Below are 14,153 nucleotides of genomic sequence, written 5' to 3'. Positions count from 1 at the left end.
CCCCGGGATCCCGGGGCGCCCCCACTTCGTGTACGTGACGGTCGCGGCCCTACGACTCGCGGCGGTGCCGGCCCGCGGCGCCCCGCTCCTCGTCGACGGCCCCGGACGACGCGGCCCGGCGCTCCTTCTCCGCGAGCTCCGCGGCCTCCATCTCGGCGAAGACGTCGATCGGAGCGGGCGCCTTGGCCAGGAACACCCAGGTCAGCCAGACGGCCAGCAGGAACGGCGGGATCTTCAGCGCGACGAGGACCCAGCCGAGCTGGGTGGTGTCGGCCCACCAGTACAGCGGGAAGAGGATCGCGCACTTGCCGAGCAGGATCGCGCCCCAGGCGTAGCTGGCCTTCGCGTACGCCTTCTTGCGGCCGGGGTTGCGGGTGCGCCAGGAGAGGTTCTCCTTGAAGACCGGGCCGAGGACCAGCCCGATCAGGGGCACGCCGGCGAGCGTCGTGATGATGTAGGCGAGGCCGAGACCGAGCGTGTAGAGCATGCCCGGCAGGTAGAAGTCCTTAGCGTTGCCGGTCATCATCGCGAAGACGACGCCGAAGGCGACCCCGAAGACACCGCTGAAGGCGTGCTTGACGGTGTCCTTCATGACCAGGCGCACCACGACCAGGACCAGCGACACGGCGAGGGCCGCGATGGCCGAGGCGTGCAGGTCCTTGTTGATGGTGTAGATCGTGACGAAGAGCAGCCCGGGCAGCACGGTCTCGACCATGCCCCGGACGCCGCCGAACGCCTCGAACAGCGCGGCCTCCGTCACCGCCTTGGCGTCGTGCCGGTCCTGCTGCGTTTCGGCTGCGGCCTCGGTCGGCTTGTCGAGCGACGTCACCGGCTACTCCCGTCCGAGCGGTCTGAGTTCGTACTTCGGATTGAACAGCACCCTACGGCCCCGGCTCATCGAGATCCGGCCGGATGCGATCACTTTGCGTCCCGGTTCTATCCCGATGATGGAACGTCTGCCGAGCCACACCACGTCGAGGGCGGCCGAACCGTCGAACAGTTCGGCCTCCAGGGCCGGCACTCCGGCCCGCGGGCGCAGGGTGACCGTGCGCAGGGTACCCGTGACGGTAACGATCTCACGGTCCCGGCAGTCGTCGATGCGGGTGCAGCCCGCCGTCTCCGTGTCCTCCCGCAGCTCCTCCGACTCCAGGTCCTCCTGGGAGGAGGAGAGCCGGCCGAGCATGCGACGGAACCGGCCCGTCGGCTTTTCGGGGCGAGGAACAGGGCTCATACCGAAAGCGTACCGGGGGCCGTCCCCGCCGGTTCCGCGCCTGCGCCCACGTGCACTCCTCCGTGCGTCGTACGCCCCCGCGGGCCGGAAGCGCTAGCGCTCGAACCGGTACCCCATCCCCGGTTCGGTGATGAAGTGCCGCGGGTGCGACGGATCGGCCTCCAGCTTCCGGCGCAGCTGGGCCATGTAGACCCGCAGGTAGTTGGTCTCCGTCCCGTACGAGGGCCCCCACACCTCCTGGAGCAGCTGTTTCTGGCTGACCAGGCGGCCGGGGTGGTGCACCAGCACCTCCAGCAGGTGCCACTCGGTGGGTGTCAGCCGGACGTCCTTGCCGCCCCGGTTGACCTTCTTCGCGGCGAGGTCGACGGTGAACCCCTCCGTCTCCACCAGGTCCTCCTCGCCGCCCCCGGCGGCCTCGGTGGGCTCGGCCCGGCGGACCGCGGCGCGCAGCCGGGCCAGCAGCTCGTCCATACCGAAGGGTTTGGTGACGTAGTCGTCGGCGCCCGCGTCGAGTGCCTGGACCTTCTCGTCGGAGGAGTGGCGCGCGGAGAGCACCAGGATCGGCACCCGGCTCCAGCCGCGCAGGCCTCTGATCACGTCGACGCCGTCCATGTCGGGCAGGCCGAGGTCGAGGACGACGACGTCGGGGTGGCGGTCGGCGGCGAGCCGGAGCGCGGTGGCGCCGTCGGGCGCCGAGTCGACCTCGTACGTGCGTGCCTTCAGGTTGATCACGAGGGCACGGACGATCTGCGGCTCGTCGTCGACCACGAGCACCCTGGTCATGAGGCTGCCTGCCTTTCCGGTATCTCTTCTGCTGCCCGGGCGGGGGCGCCCGGGCCGTTCACCGTGCGGAGGGTGAGCACCATGGTGAGTCCGCCGCCCGGGGTGTCCTCGGCGTTGAGCGTGCCGTCCATCGCCTCGGCGAAGCCGCGTGCCACTGCGAGGCCGAGGCCGACGCCCGCGCCGCGCGGGGCGTCGCCGTGGCGCTGGAAGGGCGCGAAGATGCGCTCCTTGGCCTCGTCGGGGACGCCGGGGCCGCGGTCGACCACGCGCAGCTCCACGCGCCCCGCGTGCGCGCTGGCGGCGACCAGGACGCGCCGGCCGGCGGGGCTGTACTTGACGGCGTTCTCGACGACGTTGGCGACCGCCCGCTCCAGCAGCCCGGCGTCCACGGCGACCATGGGCAGCGTCTCGGGCACGTCCAGGTCCACGCTGTCCTCGGGGACCCCGCCGAGCGCCATCGGCACCACCTCGTCGAGGTCCGTGCCGCGGATCAGCGGGGTGACGGTGCCGGTCTGCAGGCGGGACATGTCCAGGAGGTTGCCCACGAGGTGGTCGAGCCGGTCGGCGCCCTCCTCGATGGCCGCCAGCAGCTCGGCCTGGTCCTCCTCGGACCAGTCCACGTCGTCGGAGCGCAGGGAGGACACCGCGGCCTTGATCGCGGCCAGCGGGGTGCGCAGGTCGTGGCTGACGGCGGCGAGCAGCGCGGTGCGGATGCGGTTGCCCTCGTCCAGGGCGCGGGCCCGCTCGGCCTCGTGGCGCAGGCGCCGGCGTTCCAGGACAACGGCGGCCTGGGCGGCGAACGCGCCGAGGACCCGGCGGTCGGAGGCGGGCAGCACGCGCCCGGACAGGGCCAGCGCCATGTGGTCGCCGACCGGCACGTCCACGTCCGCGTCCTCGGGCCGCTCGACGGGGCCCCGGGCGCCCGCGCGCCCCGCGCAGGTCCACGGGTCGCGGTCGCCCGTACGCTCCAGCAGCGCCACCGAGTCCATGGCGAAGGTCTCCCGCACCCGCTCCAGGAGCGCCTCCAGGCTGCTCTCGCCGCGCAGCACGCTGCCCGCGAGGAAGGAGAGGATCTCCGCCTCGGCGCGCAGCCGGGCCGCCTGGTGGGTGCGCCGGGCGGCCAGGTCCACCACCGAGGCCACCGAGACGCCGACCCCGACGAAGATCGCGATGGCGACGATGTTCTTGGGGTCGGCGATGGTGAACTGGTACAGGGGCGGCGTGTAGAAGTAGTTCAGCAGGAACGTCCCGAAGGCCGCCGACGCGATGGCCGGCAGCAGTCCGCCGAGCAGGGCCGCCGCCACGGTCAGCGCCAGGAACAGCAGCATGTCGTTGGCGAGGCCGAGGTCGACGGTGCTCAGCAGCAGCGTGAGCAGCAGCGGGCCGAGCACGCCGACGAGCCAGCCCGACAGGATGCGGGACCGGCCGAGCCGCGCGCCCCGGGCGACGGGCAGGCCGCGGCCCCGGGCGACCTCCTCGTGGGTGACGATGTGGACATCGAGGTCGGGTCCCGAGTCGCGGGCGACCGTGGTGCCGACGCCGGGCCCGAACACGTACTGCCACGTCTTGCGGCGTGAGGAACCGAGCACGATCTGGGTGGCGTTGGCGCCGCGCGCGAAGTCGAGCAGCGCGGCCGGGATGTCGTCGCCGATCACGTGGTGGAAGGTGCCGCCGAGGTTCTCGACCAGGGTGCGCTGGACGGCCAGTTCCTTGGGCGAGGCGGAGGTCAGCCCGTCGCTGCGGGCGATGTACACGGCCATGACCTCACCGCCCGCGCCCTTCTCGGCCAGCCGGGCGGCCCGCCGGATCAGCGTGCGCCCCTCGGGGCCGCCGGTCAGGCCGACCACGATGCGTTCCCGGGAACCCCAGATCTTCGACACCCGGTGCCGGCTGCGGTACTCGGTGAGGTACTCGTCGGCCCGGTCGGCCACCCACAGCAGCGCCAGCTCGCGCAGGGCGGTGAGGTTGCCGGGGCGGAAGTAGTTGGAGAGGGCCGCGTCGATCTTGTCGGGCTGGTAGACGTTGCCGTGCGCCATGCGGCGGCGCAGCGCCTGGGGCGACATGTCGACGAGCTCGACCTGGTCGGCCCGGCGCACCGTCTCGTCGGGGACGGTCTCCCGCTGCCGTACTCCCGTTATCGACTCGACGACGTCGCCGAGGGACTCCAGGTGCTGGATGTTGACCGTGGAGATGACGTCGATGCCCGCGGCGAGCAGCTCCTCCACGTCCTGCCAGCGCTTCTCGTTGCGGGAGCCGGGGACGTTGGTGTGGGCGAGTTCGTCCACCAGGGCGACGGCGGGGGCGCGGCGCAGCACGGCGTCGACGTCCATCTCGGTGAAGACGGTGTCCCGGTACCCGATCTCCTTGCGCTCCACCTGTTCCAGGCCGTGCAGCAGCACCTCCGTGCGCGGCCTGCCGTGGTCCTCCACGAAGGCGACGACGCAGTCGGTGCCCCGCTCCACGCGGCGGTGGGCCTCGGAGAGCATGGCGTAGGTCTTGCCGACGCCCGGTGCCGCACCGAGGTAGATCCGTAGCGTGCCGCGTGCCATGGCCCCATTGTCTTCCCGTCACCCTTGTGTACGCAGCGTCGACCCTACGGCCAGGAATCGCGGCGGACGCGGGCGGGGGACGGCCGGGAGCCGTCCTTGACGCGACTCTGACGCGGCGGGTCGGCGCGCCGCGCCTCAGCCGCTCGCGAGCTCTCCGCCCCGCGGCTCCAGCACCCGGTCGGCGAGGTCGAGGAGGGCGGTGTCGTGGGTGGCGACCAGCGCGGTGACGTGCTCGCCGCGGACGACGGCGCGCAGCAGTTCCATGACGGCGGGGCCGGTCTCCGCGTCGATCCGGCCGGTGGGCTCGTCGGCGATGAGGAGCGAGGGGGTGTCGGCGAGCGCGCGGGCGATGGCCACACTCCCCCAGTGCCAGAACGGCTCGGGGCCCCCCTGCTGCCGGCCGCCGGACAGCTCGCCGGGCCGCTACGGCGCGTGGTCGGCGAGGCCCACCAGGGACAGCAGCAGTTCGACGCGCTCCTCGCGCGCGGGGCTCCCCGCGGCGCAGCCGCAGGGGCACGCCCACGTTCTCGGCGGCCGTGAGGACGGGGACGATCCCGAACGACTGGACCGCGAAGCCACGGTCACCGGCCACCCCGCCGATCAGTGGCCCGGCGGGCGGGACCGCGGACGAACGCCGGGCCGCACCCCTCGGAGGGGTACGGCCCGTGCGGCGGTGCGGTGCGCGGCGTGCGCGTACTAGCGGACCTCCGTGATCTCCGGTCCGCGCTGCAGCTGGCCCATGCCGCCGGCGAAGCGGGAGCCCTGCTCCTCCTGCTGGACGCCCTCGGGCACCATCTGCGCGTCGTTCGGCAGCTTCAGGACGATCGGGTCGCGGGGGGCCATCGGGCCCTCCCCGCGGACGACGACCGTGTCACGGAAGATCTGCTCCAGCAGGCCCGCGGTCCCCGGCTCCACGGCACCCCGGCCGGAGATGACACCGCGCAGGAACCAGCGCGGCCCGTCCACGCCGACGAAGCGCACGACCTGGAAGCCGCCCGTGCCGTCCGGCAGCTGCACCGGCACCTGGGCCCGCAGCTCCCAGCCCAGCGGGCCCTCGACCTCCTCGATGACACCGCCCTGCTGGGTGATGCCGGTGGCGATCTCCTCGCGCACCTCGCCCCAGATGCCCTCGCGCTTGGGCGCGGCGAAGGCCTGCAGCTGGATGGCGCTCTCCCTCAGGACGACGGTCGCCGCGACGATCGCGTCACCGGCGACCTCCACCCGCAGTTCCATGCCGTCGACCCCGGGGACGAAGAGGCCGCCGAGATCCACCCGGCCCTCGCCGGGATCGCGCACCTCGGTGCCGTCCCAGGGTCCGTCGGGGCGGGGCTCGGGCTCCAGGCGCACGCGCTCCCTCCCGGCCCCGTCCGCCGCCTCGGCGCCGCCGCCGTCGACGACCTGCTCGGCCTCGCTCGCCGCGTCCGCCGCGTCCTCGGCGGAGCCCTTCTTCTTGCGACGTCCGAACACGTCACTGTCCTTCCCGGTCGGATACGACCGAAGCGTATCGATTCCCACCCGCTGTGCCGCCCACCGCGGCATGACCGCCGGTGGACCCGAAGCCCCCTTCGGCCCGCGCCGAGCCGGGAAGCTCCGCCGCCTCCTGGAAGCGCACCTTCTCGACCTGCTGGACGACCAGCTGGGCGATCCGGTCGAAGCGCTCGAACCGCACCGGCTCGTGCGGATCGAGATTCACCACGATCACCTTGATCTCCCCACGGTACCCGGCATCGACCGTCCCCGGGGCATTCACGAGGGCGACACCGCAGCGGGCGGCGAGCCCGGAGCGCGGGTGCACGAAGGCCGCGTACCCCTCGGGCAGGGCGATCGCCACCCCCGTGGGCAGCACCGCCCGCTCCCCCGGCGCGAGCACCCGCGCCTCGGTCGTACGGAGATCGGCACCGGCGTCCCCGGGGTGGGCGTACGCGGGGAGCGGTACGTCGGGGTCGACGCGCCGGACGAGCACCTCCACGGGCGTACGGCTCACGGGTTCACCTCGAAGGCGCGGGCGCGGCGGACCTGGTCGGGGTCGCTCATGGCCGCCTCGATCTCCGCCGGGCGGCCGTTCTCCACGAAGTGGTCGACCTTGACCTCGATGAAGAGGGCGTCGGCGCGCACCGCCACGGTGCCGTCGGGGCCGCCCATGCGCCCGGTGGCCCTGGCGTAGATCTTCCGTCCGGCCACCGCGGTGACCTCGGCCGCCAGGTGGAGGGTGGTGCCGACCGGCACCGGCAGCAGGAAGTCGGTCTCCAGCCGTCCGGTCACGGCGATGAGGCGCAGCAGCCAGTTGAGCGAGCCCAGGGCCTCGTCGAGCGCGCTCGCGAGGACGCCGCCGTGGGCGAGGCCGGGAGCGCCCTGGTGGGCGGAGTGCACGGTGAACTCGGCGGTGAGGGAGACGCCCTCGCCGGCCCTGGCCTCCAGGTGCAGCCCGTGCGGCTGTCCGCCCCCGCAGCCGAAGCACTGGTCGTAGTGCGCGCCGAGCGGCTCGCCGGGGGCGGGGGCGTCGGGGTGCCGCACCGGCGGCCGGGCGTCGGCCGGCGGGGTCAGGGCCGCGGAAGTACCACTCACAGGCGCAGACCTTACCCGCGCGCGGGGGGTGGTCCGGCACCGTGCCAAGCTAGGCCTCATGCAGCTCTCCGCGTCGCCGTACGAAGAACGTCTCACCGCTCCCCGCACCTGGTGGCTGATCTCCGTCCTGGTCGGGGTCTCCATGGCGCTGGTCCTGCTGCCCTTCGGCGTGCTGCCCATGCTGGGCGGTCTGGCCGGCGGCACCGCGGTCGCCGCGGTCGCGGCCAGTTCGTACGGCTCCGTACGCATCCGCGTGGTCGGGGACGTCCTGGTCGCGGGCGAGGCGACGCTGCCGGTGTCGGCGCTGGGGGAGGCCGAGGTGCTGGATCCCGCCGAGGCCCGCGCCTGGCGCCTGCACAAGGCCGACCCGCGCGCGTTCATGCTGCTGCGCGCGTACGTGCCCACGGCGGTCCGCGTCCCGGTCACCGACCCCGAGGACCCGACCCCGTACCTGTACCTGTCGACGAGGGAGCCGGAGCGTCTGGCGGCGGCCCTGGAGGCCGCGCGCACCGGCGTGTGAGCCCGCCGGGAGCGACGGCTCCCGACGGCTCGGGACGCCCGCCGGGGACATGGCACAGGCTCTCGGCGGCTCTCAGCCGGAAGCCTTGCGGAACCCTCCCCAGCGGCCCGGCTTCTTCTGCGGCCCGTCCAGCTCCAGGGCGTCCGCCGGCTCCTCCAGCGGCGGCAGCTCGCCCAGCGTCTCCCACGGCACCTGCCTCTTGCGCAGGTCCTTGCGGATGCGCTCGGCGAGGTGCTTGGTGTCGCGCCGGTTCATCACCGCACCGACCGCCGCGCCCACCATGAAGGGCATCAGGTTCGGCAGGTTGCGCACCATGCGCTTCATGATCTGCTGCCGCAGCTCCCGCTTCATCTGACTGCCGAGCGCCGCGTTGAAGGACGCGGGCCTGGTCACGTCGATGCCGCGCTCCCCGGACCAGGAGCCGAGGTAGGCGGTGCTGCGTTCCTTGAGGTTTCCCGGCGGCCGCTGCCCGTAGACCTCGTGCAGTTCGGCGATCAGCTTCAGCTCGATCGCGGCGACGCCGGTGATCTCGGCGGCCAGCTCGGTGGGCATCGCCGGCGGCACCGGCATCATGGCCACCGCCCCGATGCCGGCCCCCACCGCGGACGAGGCGTTGGCCGCTCCGGCGACCAGCTTGTCGGCGAGCTCCTCGGGCCCGAGGTCCGGGAACTGCCGGCGCAGGGTCGCGAGGTCCCGTACGGGGATGCGCGGGGCCGTCTCGATCAGTCGGTCGGCGAGGAACGCCAGGCCGGCTCTGGCCCGGCCGCGGCCCTTGCCGGCGCCGTTCTTCAGTCCTTCCTTCAGCCCGCTGCCGACGGCCGCCACGCGGCGTGCGGCAGGGGGCTTCGAAGAGTCCGCCGGGACCGGGAGGCCCGGCTGATCGTTTCCGCTGTGTGTGTTCTCCATGGTGTGCGGGTGCCCGGAGCCCCCCGACGTAGCACCAGCGGTACGTTCGAGCGAGGCCACCCCGGGGTCGGGGGAGCCTCGCTCGTCGTCACGCACACCGCGAGAGCCGTCCTGCGGCCCTTCGTCCGCCCCCTGGCGGGAGCGGCGCTTCCAAGGAGGGGTCGAGCCAGTCACGGCCGACCCTGCCTCAGTCGCAGTCGCGGCAGATCGGCTGACCGTTCTTCTCACGGGCCAGCTGGCTGCGGTGGTGCACCAGGAAGCAGCTCATGCACGTGAACTCGTCCTGCTGCTTGGGCAGCACCCGGACGGCCAGCTCCTCGTTCGAGAGGTCGGCGCCGGGCAGCTCCAGGCCCTCGGCTGCCTCGAACTCGTCTACGTCGACGGCCGAGGTGGACTTGTCGTTCCGGCGGGCCTTGAGTTCTTCAAGGCTGTCCGAGTCGACGTCGTCGTCGGTCTTGCGTGGGGTGTCGTAATCCGTTGCCATGTCGCTCTCCCCCTCTGGGTGTCTGCGGTGTCTCCAGCGCACGTAACGCGTGAGAGGCCGGACTTGTGCCCGACCTGAGGCGGAGATTTTGCCTCACATCAAGGTCTGTTACTCAATCGACACCCAACCGGACCCCTCAAGAGTGATCGGCTTGGATGGCGAAGGGGACCGTACACGGTCTGTAGGCCGCACGCCAAAGGCGTCCCACCGTGTACTTCCCGTGATCAAGACCCCCGAAAACCCGGATTTTCCCGACTTTCCGACAGGTCGCATGATCACAGAGAGTAGATGGCCGGAAAATCGGCCCTGTGATCGATCACACACGGGTACTGAGGTGCCGTCACCGGAAAATTCCGCGCAAAGCGAACATCCTCCGATGTTGGCGGGCATGATCTCAGATCGGCACGGGCGCGCGCATCTCAGGTCGGCAGCGTGACGCGCATCACCAGTCCCCCTCCGTCACGGGGCTGCGCGGCGATGTGGCCGCCGTGCGCGCGGGCCACCGACCGGACGATCGACAGGCCGAGGCCCACCCCCTTGTCACTGCCCGTGCGTTCCGTCCTCAGTCGCCGGAACGGCTCGAAGAGGTTGTCGATCTCGTACGCCGGCACCACGGGGCCCGTGTTCACCACCGTCAGGACCGCCTGACCGTGCTGGAGCTGGGCGGTGACCTCCACCCAGCCGCCCGCGCGGCCGGTCTCCGGGGCCGGGTCCTCGTCCTTGGTCAGGAGCGATTCGCGCGGGCCCTCCTCGCGCGGCACGTTGTACCGGACCGCGTTCTGCACGAGGTTCAGCGCGATGCGCTCCAGCAGGACGCCATTGCCCTGGACGACCGCGGGAGCCAGGCTCACGCGGAACTCCACGCCCTTGGCGTCCGCCTCGGCGCGCGCCTGGTCGATGGCCTGCGAGGCGACCTCCGCGAGGTCCACGGGCTTGCGCTCGACTATCTGGTTGTCGCTGCGGGCGAGCAGCAGCAGGCCCTCCACCAGTTCCTCGCTGCGCTCGTTGGTGGCGAGCAGCGTCTTGCCGAGCTGTTGCAGTTCCACGGGCGCGCCCGGATCGGACAGGTGGACCTCCAGCAGGGTCCGGTTGATCGCGAGCGGTGTCCTGAGCTCGTGCGAGGCGTTGCCGACGAAGCGCTGCTGGGCGGTGAAGGCCCGCTGCAGCCGGGCCAGCATGTCGTCGAAGGTGTCCGCCAGCTCCTTGAGCTCGTCGTCCGGGCCGTCCAGCTCGATCCGGCGGGACAGATCGGAGCCCGCCACCGCGCGCGCGGTGCGGGTGATCCTGCCGAGTGGGGAGAGCACCCGGCCGGCCATCGCGTACCCGAAGGCGAACGCGATCACGGCGAGGCCGAGCAGGGCCAGCAGGGAGCGGCTGAGCAAGTTGTCCAGGGCGTGCTGGCGCTGCTGGTTGACGCAGTCGCTCATGGCGCTGTTGAACGCGCTGGGCGAGGCCTGGTCGGGCAGGTTGCAGATGTCGCTGGTGACCTTGCCTTCGACGATCTTGAAGGGCAGCTCGCTGCCCACGCTCAGCGCCTGGGCGGCCAGCAGGTAGATGATCGACAGCAGCAGGATGCCGGCGATCAGGAACATGCCGCCGTACAGCAGGGTGAGCCTTATCCGGATGGTCGGGCGCAGCCACGGGTACGGCGGGTCCGGCCTGCGGGGGTCCCAGGTGGGCTTGGGCGGCGTCCGGGGAGGTGCGGGTGTGGCTGCCATCGGGAATCAGATCCGGTAGCCGGAGCCGGGCACGGTGACGATGACCGGGGGCTCGCCCAGCTTGCGGCGCAGGGTCATCACGGTGACGCGTACGACGTTGGTGAACGGGTCCGTGTTCTCGTCCCAGGCCTTCTCCAGCAGCTGCTCGGCCGAGACGACGGCACCCTCGCTGCGCATCAGCACCTCCAGGACGGCGAACTCCTTGGGCGCCAGCTGCACCTCCTTGCCGTCGCGGAAGACCTCGCGGCGGTTGGGATCCAGCTTGATGCCGGCACGCTCCAGGACGGGCGGCAGCGGCACGCTCGTACGCCGTCCGAGGGCCCGCACGCGCGCGATGAGCTCGCTGAACGCGAAGGGTTTGGGGAGGTAGTCGTCGGCGCCGATCTCCAGGCCCTCGACCCGGTCGCTGACGTCGCCGGACGCGGTGAGCATCAGCACGCGCGTGGCCATGCCCAGTTCGACGATCCGGCGGCAGACGTCGTCGCCGTGCACGAGGGGCAGGTCGCGGTCGAGGACGACCACGTCGTAGTCGTTCACGCCGATGCGCTCCAAGGCGGCCGCACCGTCGTACACGACGTCGACGGCCATGGCCTCCCGGCGCAGTCCGGTGGCCACCGCATCGGCGAGCAGTTGCTCGTCCTCGACGACGAGTACGCGCACGTCCCTTGTCCTTCCTCTGTCCGCCCACGCGGCACTTCACCGCACGCGGGCAGGGTTCTTCCTGGGGTCAGTGCCTCCATCCTGCCCTTTTCGGTCATAAGTCGGCGGTAAGCCGGGGTGAAGGGAACCGGGTGGGAGGGATCGGCCGAGGTCGCGGGAGCGAGAAATTCTCGTCCGGCCGAGGTTTCCCCGGAAGTCGGCGGGGGGAGGACCGTTTACACCCCGCGATCACGCTCTGCCAGTGCCGCATCGAAACGTGGCCCGGCCGCGATCCGCTTCCGCAGGGCGGGCGTGGGTGTCCGGCACCGTCACCGCCCGTCAGGGCAGCGCCGGCCATCCACCGACAGACGTGATCGCCCCTTCCGAACGGCACACCCCCGTGCCATCGACCCACCACCCAGGACGAGGGGGCGCAGCATGGACGCTTTCACCACAGGACTTCTGCAGCGCATAAAGACGACCGAGTCCGACCTCACCCGGGCTCGCGAGACGGGCGACGACTTCCTCGCGGAGGTCGAGGAGGCGGAACTGGACGACCTGCACCGCCTCGCCGCCGAACACGGTGTGGAGGTCAGCGCTTCCGGCGTCTGACCGGCACGAGGAGCAGGGCCCCGGCGGATCCAGGCGGGGCCCTGCTTTTTTGTGGCTCGGTTCGCCTCCGGGGCGCCTGAGCCCGTGTCGAGTCACTCGCCCTGGGGCGCTCTGGGGCGCCCTGGCGTCGGGCGAGCCCGTCAGTCGTGCCAGGCCCCCAGTGCCTCCAGGCGGGCCTGGAGGGGCTCGAAGAGGCCGGGTGGGGCCGCGACCGTCAGCTCGCTCGAGAGGGCCTCTCCGGGGCGTCCACCGGTCAGGGCGCCCGCCTCCCGGGCGATGAGGTCGCCCGCCGCGTAGTCCCAGGGGTGCAGTCCGCGCTCGTAGTACGCGTCGAGACGGCCCGTCGCCACGTCGCACAGGTCGATCGCGGCCGAGCCGCCGCGCCGGATGTCGCGGACCTGCGGGATCAGCTCGCGGACCACCTCGGCCTGCCGGGCGCGGCGCTCGGCCAGGTAGCCGAAACCGGTGCCGACGAGGGCGAGGGCCAGGTCGGGCGCGGGGCGCACGCGTACGGGGCGGTCGTCGAGGAACGCCCCCTCCCCCAGGACCGCGCGCCAGGTCTCGCCGCGCAGGGGGGCGTGGACCACCCCGACGACCGTCTCGCCGTGCACCCTGGCCGCGATGGACACCGCCCAGCTGGGCAGCCCGTACAGGTAGTTCACGGTGCCGTCGAGCGGGTCGATCACCCACTGGACCCCGCTGCTGCCCTCGACGCTGGCGCCCTCCTCGCCGAGCACGCCGTCGTCCGGCCTGCGGTCGGCCAGCAGAGAGGTGATCAGCTTCTCGGAGGCGATGTCCATCTCCGTGACGACGTCGACGGCGCTGGACTTGGTGGCGGCCACGCCCAGGTCGTCGGGCCGGCCGTCCCGCAGGAAGGCGCCCGCGCGGGCCGCCGCGTCGAGCGCGATCGCCAGGAGTTCGGCCTTGAGGGCGGCCGGGGGGCCGGCCGGCCCGTTCGGCTGCGACTGGTCGGTCACGGCACTCCTCACGCGTAGGGGCTGTCGGCGCCCGCGGCGGCGGGCTTCGGGGCGCGGGCCGGACAGCAGCCCACCGGGCACAGGTTGTGGCTCGGGCCCAGGGCGCCGAGGGCGCACGGGGTCACCGGACGGGCGCTCTCCGCCGCGGCGCGCTCCAGGACCAGGTCACGGATGGCGGCGGCGAACCGCGGGTCGGCGCCCACGGTGGCCGAGCGGCGCACCGGCAGACCCAGCTCCGCGGCCTTGGCCGTGGCCTCCGTGTCGAGGTCGTACAGGACCTCCATGTGGTCCGAGACGAACCCGATGGGGGCCATCACGACGGCCGGGACCCCGGCGCCGTGCAGCTCCTCCAGGTGGTCGCAGATGTCCGGCTCCAGCCACGGGATGTGCGGGGCGCCGGAACGGGACTGGTAGACGAGCTGCCAGGGGTGGTCGACGCCCGTCCGCTCGCGCACGGCGTCCGCGATCAGCCGGGCGACGTCCAGGTGCTGCCGCACGTACGCGCCGCCGTCCCCGTGCTCCTCGACGGGACCGGAGGTGTCCGCCGCGGAGTCGGGGATCGAGTGGGTGCTGAAGGCGATGTGGGCGCCGTCCCGCACGTCCTCGGGGAGGTCGGCGAGGGACGCGAGGACGCCCTCGATCATCGGCTCCAGGAAGCCCGGGTGGTTGAAGTAGTGCCGCAGCTTGTCGATCCTCGGCAGCTCCAGGCCCTCCGCCTCCAGGACGGCGAGGGAGTCGGCCAGGTTCTCCCGGTACTGGCGGCAGCCCGAGTACGAGGCGTACGCGCTGGTGGCCAGGACGAGGATGCGGCGGCGGCCGTCGGCGACCATCTCGCGCAGGGTGTCCGTCAGGTACGGCGCCCAGTTGCGGTTGCCCCAGTAGACCGGCAGGTCCAGGCCGTGCTCGGCGAAGTCCTTGCGCAGAGCGTCGAGCAGGGCGCGGTTCTGGTCGTTGATGGGGCTGACCCCGCCGAAGAGGAAGTAGTGCTGTCCGACCTCCTTGAGGCGTTCCTTGGGGATGCCTCGGCCACGGGTCACGTTCTCCAGGAACGGGACCACGTCGTCGGGTCCCTCGGGGCCTCCGAAGGAGAGGAGCAGCAGCGCGTCGTACGGGGTCGGGTCAGTTGCGTCGGGCATGTCTACGATCCTGCCACCCGCCACCGACAGCCG

General features: G+C 72.4%; 15 protein-coding genes and 1 pseudogene. 2 read left to right on the top strand and 14 right to left on the bottom strand.

Annotated elements, in window-relative coordinates; translation table 11 throughout:
- Positions 1–49: 49 nt before the first annotated feature.
- The 8 genes and pseudogenes from UW392_RS39115 to UW392_RS39080 all read right to left on the bottom strand — a co-directional run bounded on the left by UW392_RS39115 (position 50) and on the right by UW392_RS39080 (position 7,128).
- Complete coding sequence (locus UW392_RS39115) at positions 50–829, bottom strand: DUF3159 domain-containing protein (RefSeq protein WP_320780003.1); 780 nt, start codon at positions 827–829, stop codon at positions 50–52.
- Between the two features lie 3 nt (positions 830–832).
- A complete protein-coding gene (locus tag UW392_RS39110) occupies positions 833–1,231 on the bottom strand; it encodes an OB-fold nucleic acid binding domain-containing protein (protein WP_320780002.1) in 399 nt (132 codons plus the stop codon).
- 93 nt (positions 1,232–1,324) lie between these two features.
- A complete protein-coding gene (locus UW392_RS39105) occupies positions 1,325–2,014 on the bottom strand; it encodes a response regulator (protein ID WP_320780001.1) in 690 nt (229 codons plus the stop codon).
- Positions 2,011–4,563 (bottom strand): ATP-binding protein, encoded by a 2,553-nt coding sequence (locus UW392_RS39100; RefSeq protein WP_320780000.1) that lies wholly within the window; start codon positions 4,561–4,563, stop codon positions 2,011–2,013. The genes UW392_RS39105 and UW392_RS39100 overlap by 4 nt, the downstream gene beginning before the upstream one ends.
- A 135-nt stretch (positions 4,564–4,698) precedes the next feature.
- Positions 4,699–5,140: pseudogene (locus tag UW392_RS39095) on the bottom strand (ATP-binding cassette domain-containing protein); the annotation flags it as partial.
- A gap of 119 nt (positions 5,141–5,259) precedes the next feature.
- Positions 5,260–6,030, bottom strand: coding sequence for a DUF3710 domain-containing protein (locus tag UW392_RS39090; RefSeq protein ID WP_320779999.1), 771 nt, complete (start codon positions 6,028–6,030; stop codon positions 5,260–5,262).
- Position 6,031: 1 nt separating this feature from the next.
- Positions 6,032–6,547, bottom strand: a complete 516-nt coding sequence (dut, locus tag UW392_RS39085; protein ID WP_320779998.1) for a dUTP diphosphatase — start codon at positions 6,545–6,547, stop codon at positions 6,032–6,034.
- Positions 6,544–7,128 carry a hotdog fold domain-containing protein gene (locus UW392_RS39080; protein ID WP_320779997.1) on the bottom strand — a complete coding sequence of 195 codons (585 nt, stop codon included), beginning with the start codon at positions 7,126–7,128 and terminating at the stop codon, positions 6,544–6,546. Before UW392_RS39080 ends, dut begins: the two co-directional genes overlap by 4 nt.
- A gap of 58 nt (positions 7,129–7,186) precedes the next feature.
- Here UW392_RS39080 and UW392_RS39075 point away from each other — a divergent pair, with 58 nt between their 5' ends.
- A complete protein-coding gene (locus UW392_RS39075; protein ID WP_320779996.1) occupies positions 7,187–7,648 on the top strand; it encodes a DUF3093 domain-containing protein in 462 nt (153 codons plus the stop codon).
- A 72-nt stretch (positions 7,649–7,720) separates the two neighbouring features.
- Here the strand turns inward: UW392_RS39075 and UW392_RS39070 are convergent, their stop codons facing one another.
- The 4 genes from UW392_RS39070 to UW392_RS39055 all read right to left on the bottom strand — a co-directional run bounded on the left by UW392_RS39070 (position 7,721) and on the right by UW392_RS39055 (position 11,416).
- Positions 7,721–8,728 carry a hypothetical protein gene (locus UW392_RS39070; RefSeq protein WP_320779995.1) on the bottom strand — a complete coding sequence of 336 codons (1,008 nt, stop codon included), beginning with the start codon at positions 8,726–8,728 and terminating at the stop codon, positions 7,721–7,723.
- Between the two features lie 13 nt (positions 8,729–8,741).
- Positions 8,742–9,038, bottom strand: a complete 297-nt coding sequence (locus tag UW392_RS39065) for a DUF4193 domain-containing protein (RefSeq protein ID WP_005481602.1) — start codon at positions 9,036–9,038, stop codon at positions 8,742–8,744.
- Between the two features lie 419 nt (positions 9,039–9,457).
- Positions 9,458–10,756 carry a HAMP domain-containing sensor histidine kinase gene (locus UW392_RS39060; RefSeq protein ID WP_320779994.1) on the bottom strand — a complete coding sequence of 433 codons (1,299 nt, stop codon included), beginning with the start codon at positions 10,754–10,756 and terminating at the stop codon, positions 9,458–9,460.
- Between the two features lie 6 nt (positions 10,757–10,762).
- Complete coding sequence (locus UW392_RS39055) at positions 10,763–11,416, bottom strand: response regulator transcription factor (RefSeq protein ID WP_093832080.1); 654 nt, start codon at positions 11,414–11,416, stop codon at positions 10,763–10,765.
- Between the two features lie 417 nt (positions 11,417–11,833).
- Here UW392_RS39055 and UW392_RS39050 point away from each other — a divergent pair, with 417 nt between their 5' ends.
- Positions 11,834–12,007: a hypothetical protein gene (locus tag UW392_RS39050; RefSeq protein WP_320779993.1), complete on the top strand. Its 174-nt coding sequence runs from the start codon at positions 11,834–11,836 to the stop codon at positions 12,005–12,007.
- 140 nt (positions 12,008–12,147) lie between these two features.
- On the opposite strand, the gene UW392_RS39045 is transcribed toward UW392_RS39050, so the two are convergent.
- Both UW392_RS39045 and UW392_RS39040 read right to left on the bottom strand, forming a co-directional pair.
- Positions 12,148–12,984 carry an inositol monophosphatase family protein gene (locus UW392_RS39045; RefSeq protein WP_320779992.1) on the bottom strand — a complete coding sequence of 279 codons (837 nt, stop codon included), beginning with the start codon at positions 12,982–12,984 and terminating at the stop codon, positions 12,148–12,150.
- Positions 12,985–12,992: 8 nt separating this feature from the next.
- Positions 12,993–14,120 carry a ferrochelatase gene (locus UW392_RS39040; RefSeq protein ID WP_320779991.1) on the bottom strand — a complete coding sequence of 376 codons (1,128 nt, stop codon included), beginning with the start codon at positions 14,118–14,120 and terminating at the stop codon, positions 12,993–12,995.
- Between the last annotated feature and the right edge of the window lie 33 nt (positions 14,121–14,153).

The organism is Streptomyces sp. CRN 30 (assembly GCF_034105845.1).
This window is presented reverse-complemented; position numbering and strand designations above follow the sequence as displayed.

Excerpts from the sequence above, each read along its gene's own strand:
- UW392_RS39110 (WP_320780002.1), bottom strand. The coding sequence starts at position 1,231 with ATGAGCCCTGTTCCTCGCCCCGAAAAGCCGACGGGCCGGTTCCGTCGC.
- UW392_RS39105 (WP_320780001.1), bottom strand. The coding sequence starts at position 2,014 with ATGACCAGGGTGCTCGTGGTCGACGACGAGCCGCAGATCGTCCGTGCC.
- UW392_RS39100 (WP_320780000.1), bottom strand. The coding sequence starts at position 4,563 with ATGGCACGCGGCACGCTACGGATCTACCTCGGTGCGGCACCGGGCGTC.
- UW392_RS39075 (WP_320779996.1), top strand. The coding sequence starts at position 7,187 with ATGCAGCTCTCCGCGTCGCCGTACGAAGAACGTCTCACCGCTCCCCGC.
- UW392_RS39065 (WP_005481602.1), bottom strand. The coding sequence starts at position 9,038 with ATGGCAACGGATTACGACACCCCACGCAAGACCGACGACGACGTCGAC.
- UW392_RS39060 (WP_320779994.1), bottom strand. The coding sequence starts at position 10,756 with ATGGCAGCCACACCCGCACCTCCCCGGACGCCGCCCAAGCCCACCTGG.
- UW392_RS39050 (WP_320779993.1), top strand. The coding sequence starts at position 11,834 with ATGGACGCTTTCACCACAGGACTTCTGCAGCGCATAAAGACGACCGAG.
- UW392_RS39040 (WP_320779991.1), bottom strand. The coding sequence starts at position 14,120 with ATGCCCGACGCAACTGACCCGACCCCGTACGACGCGCTGCTGCTCCTC.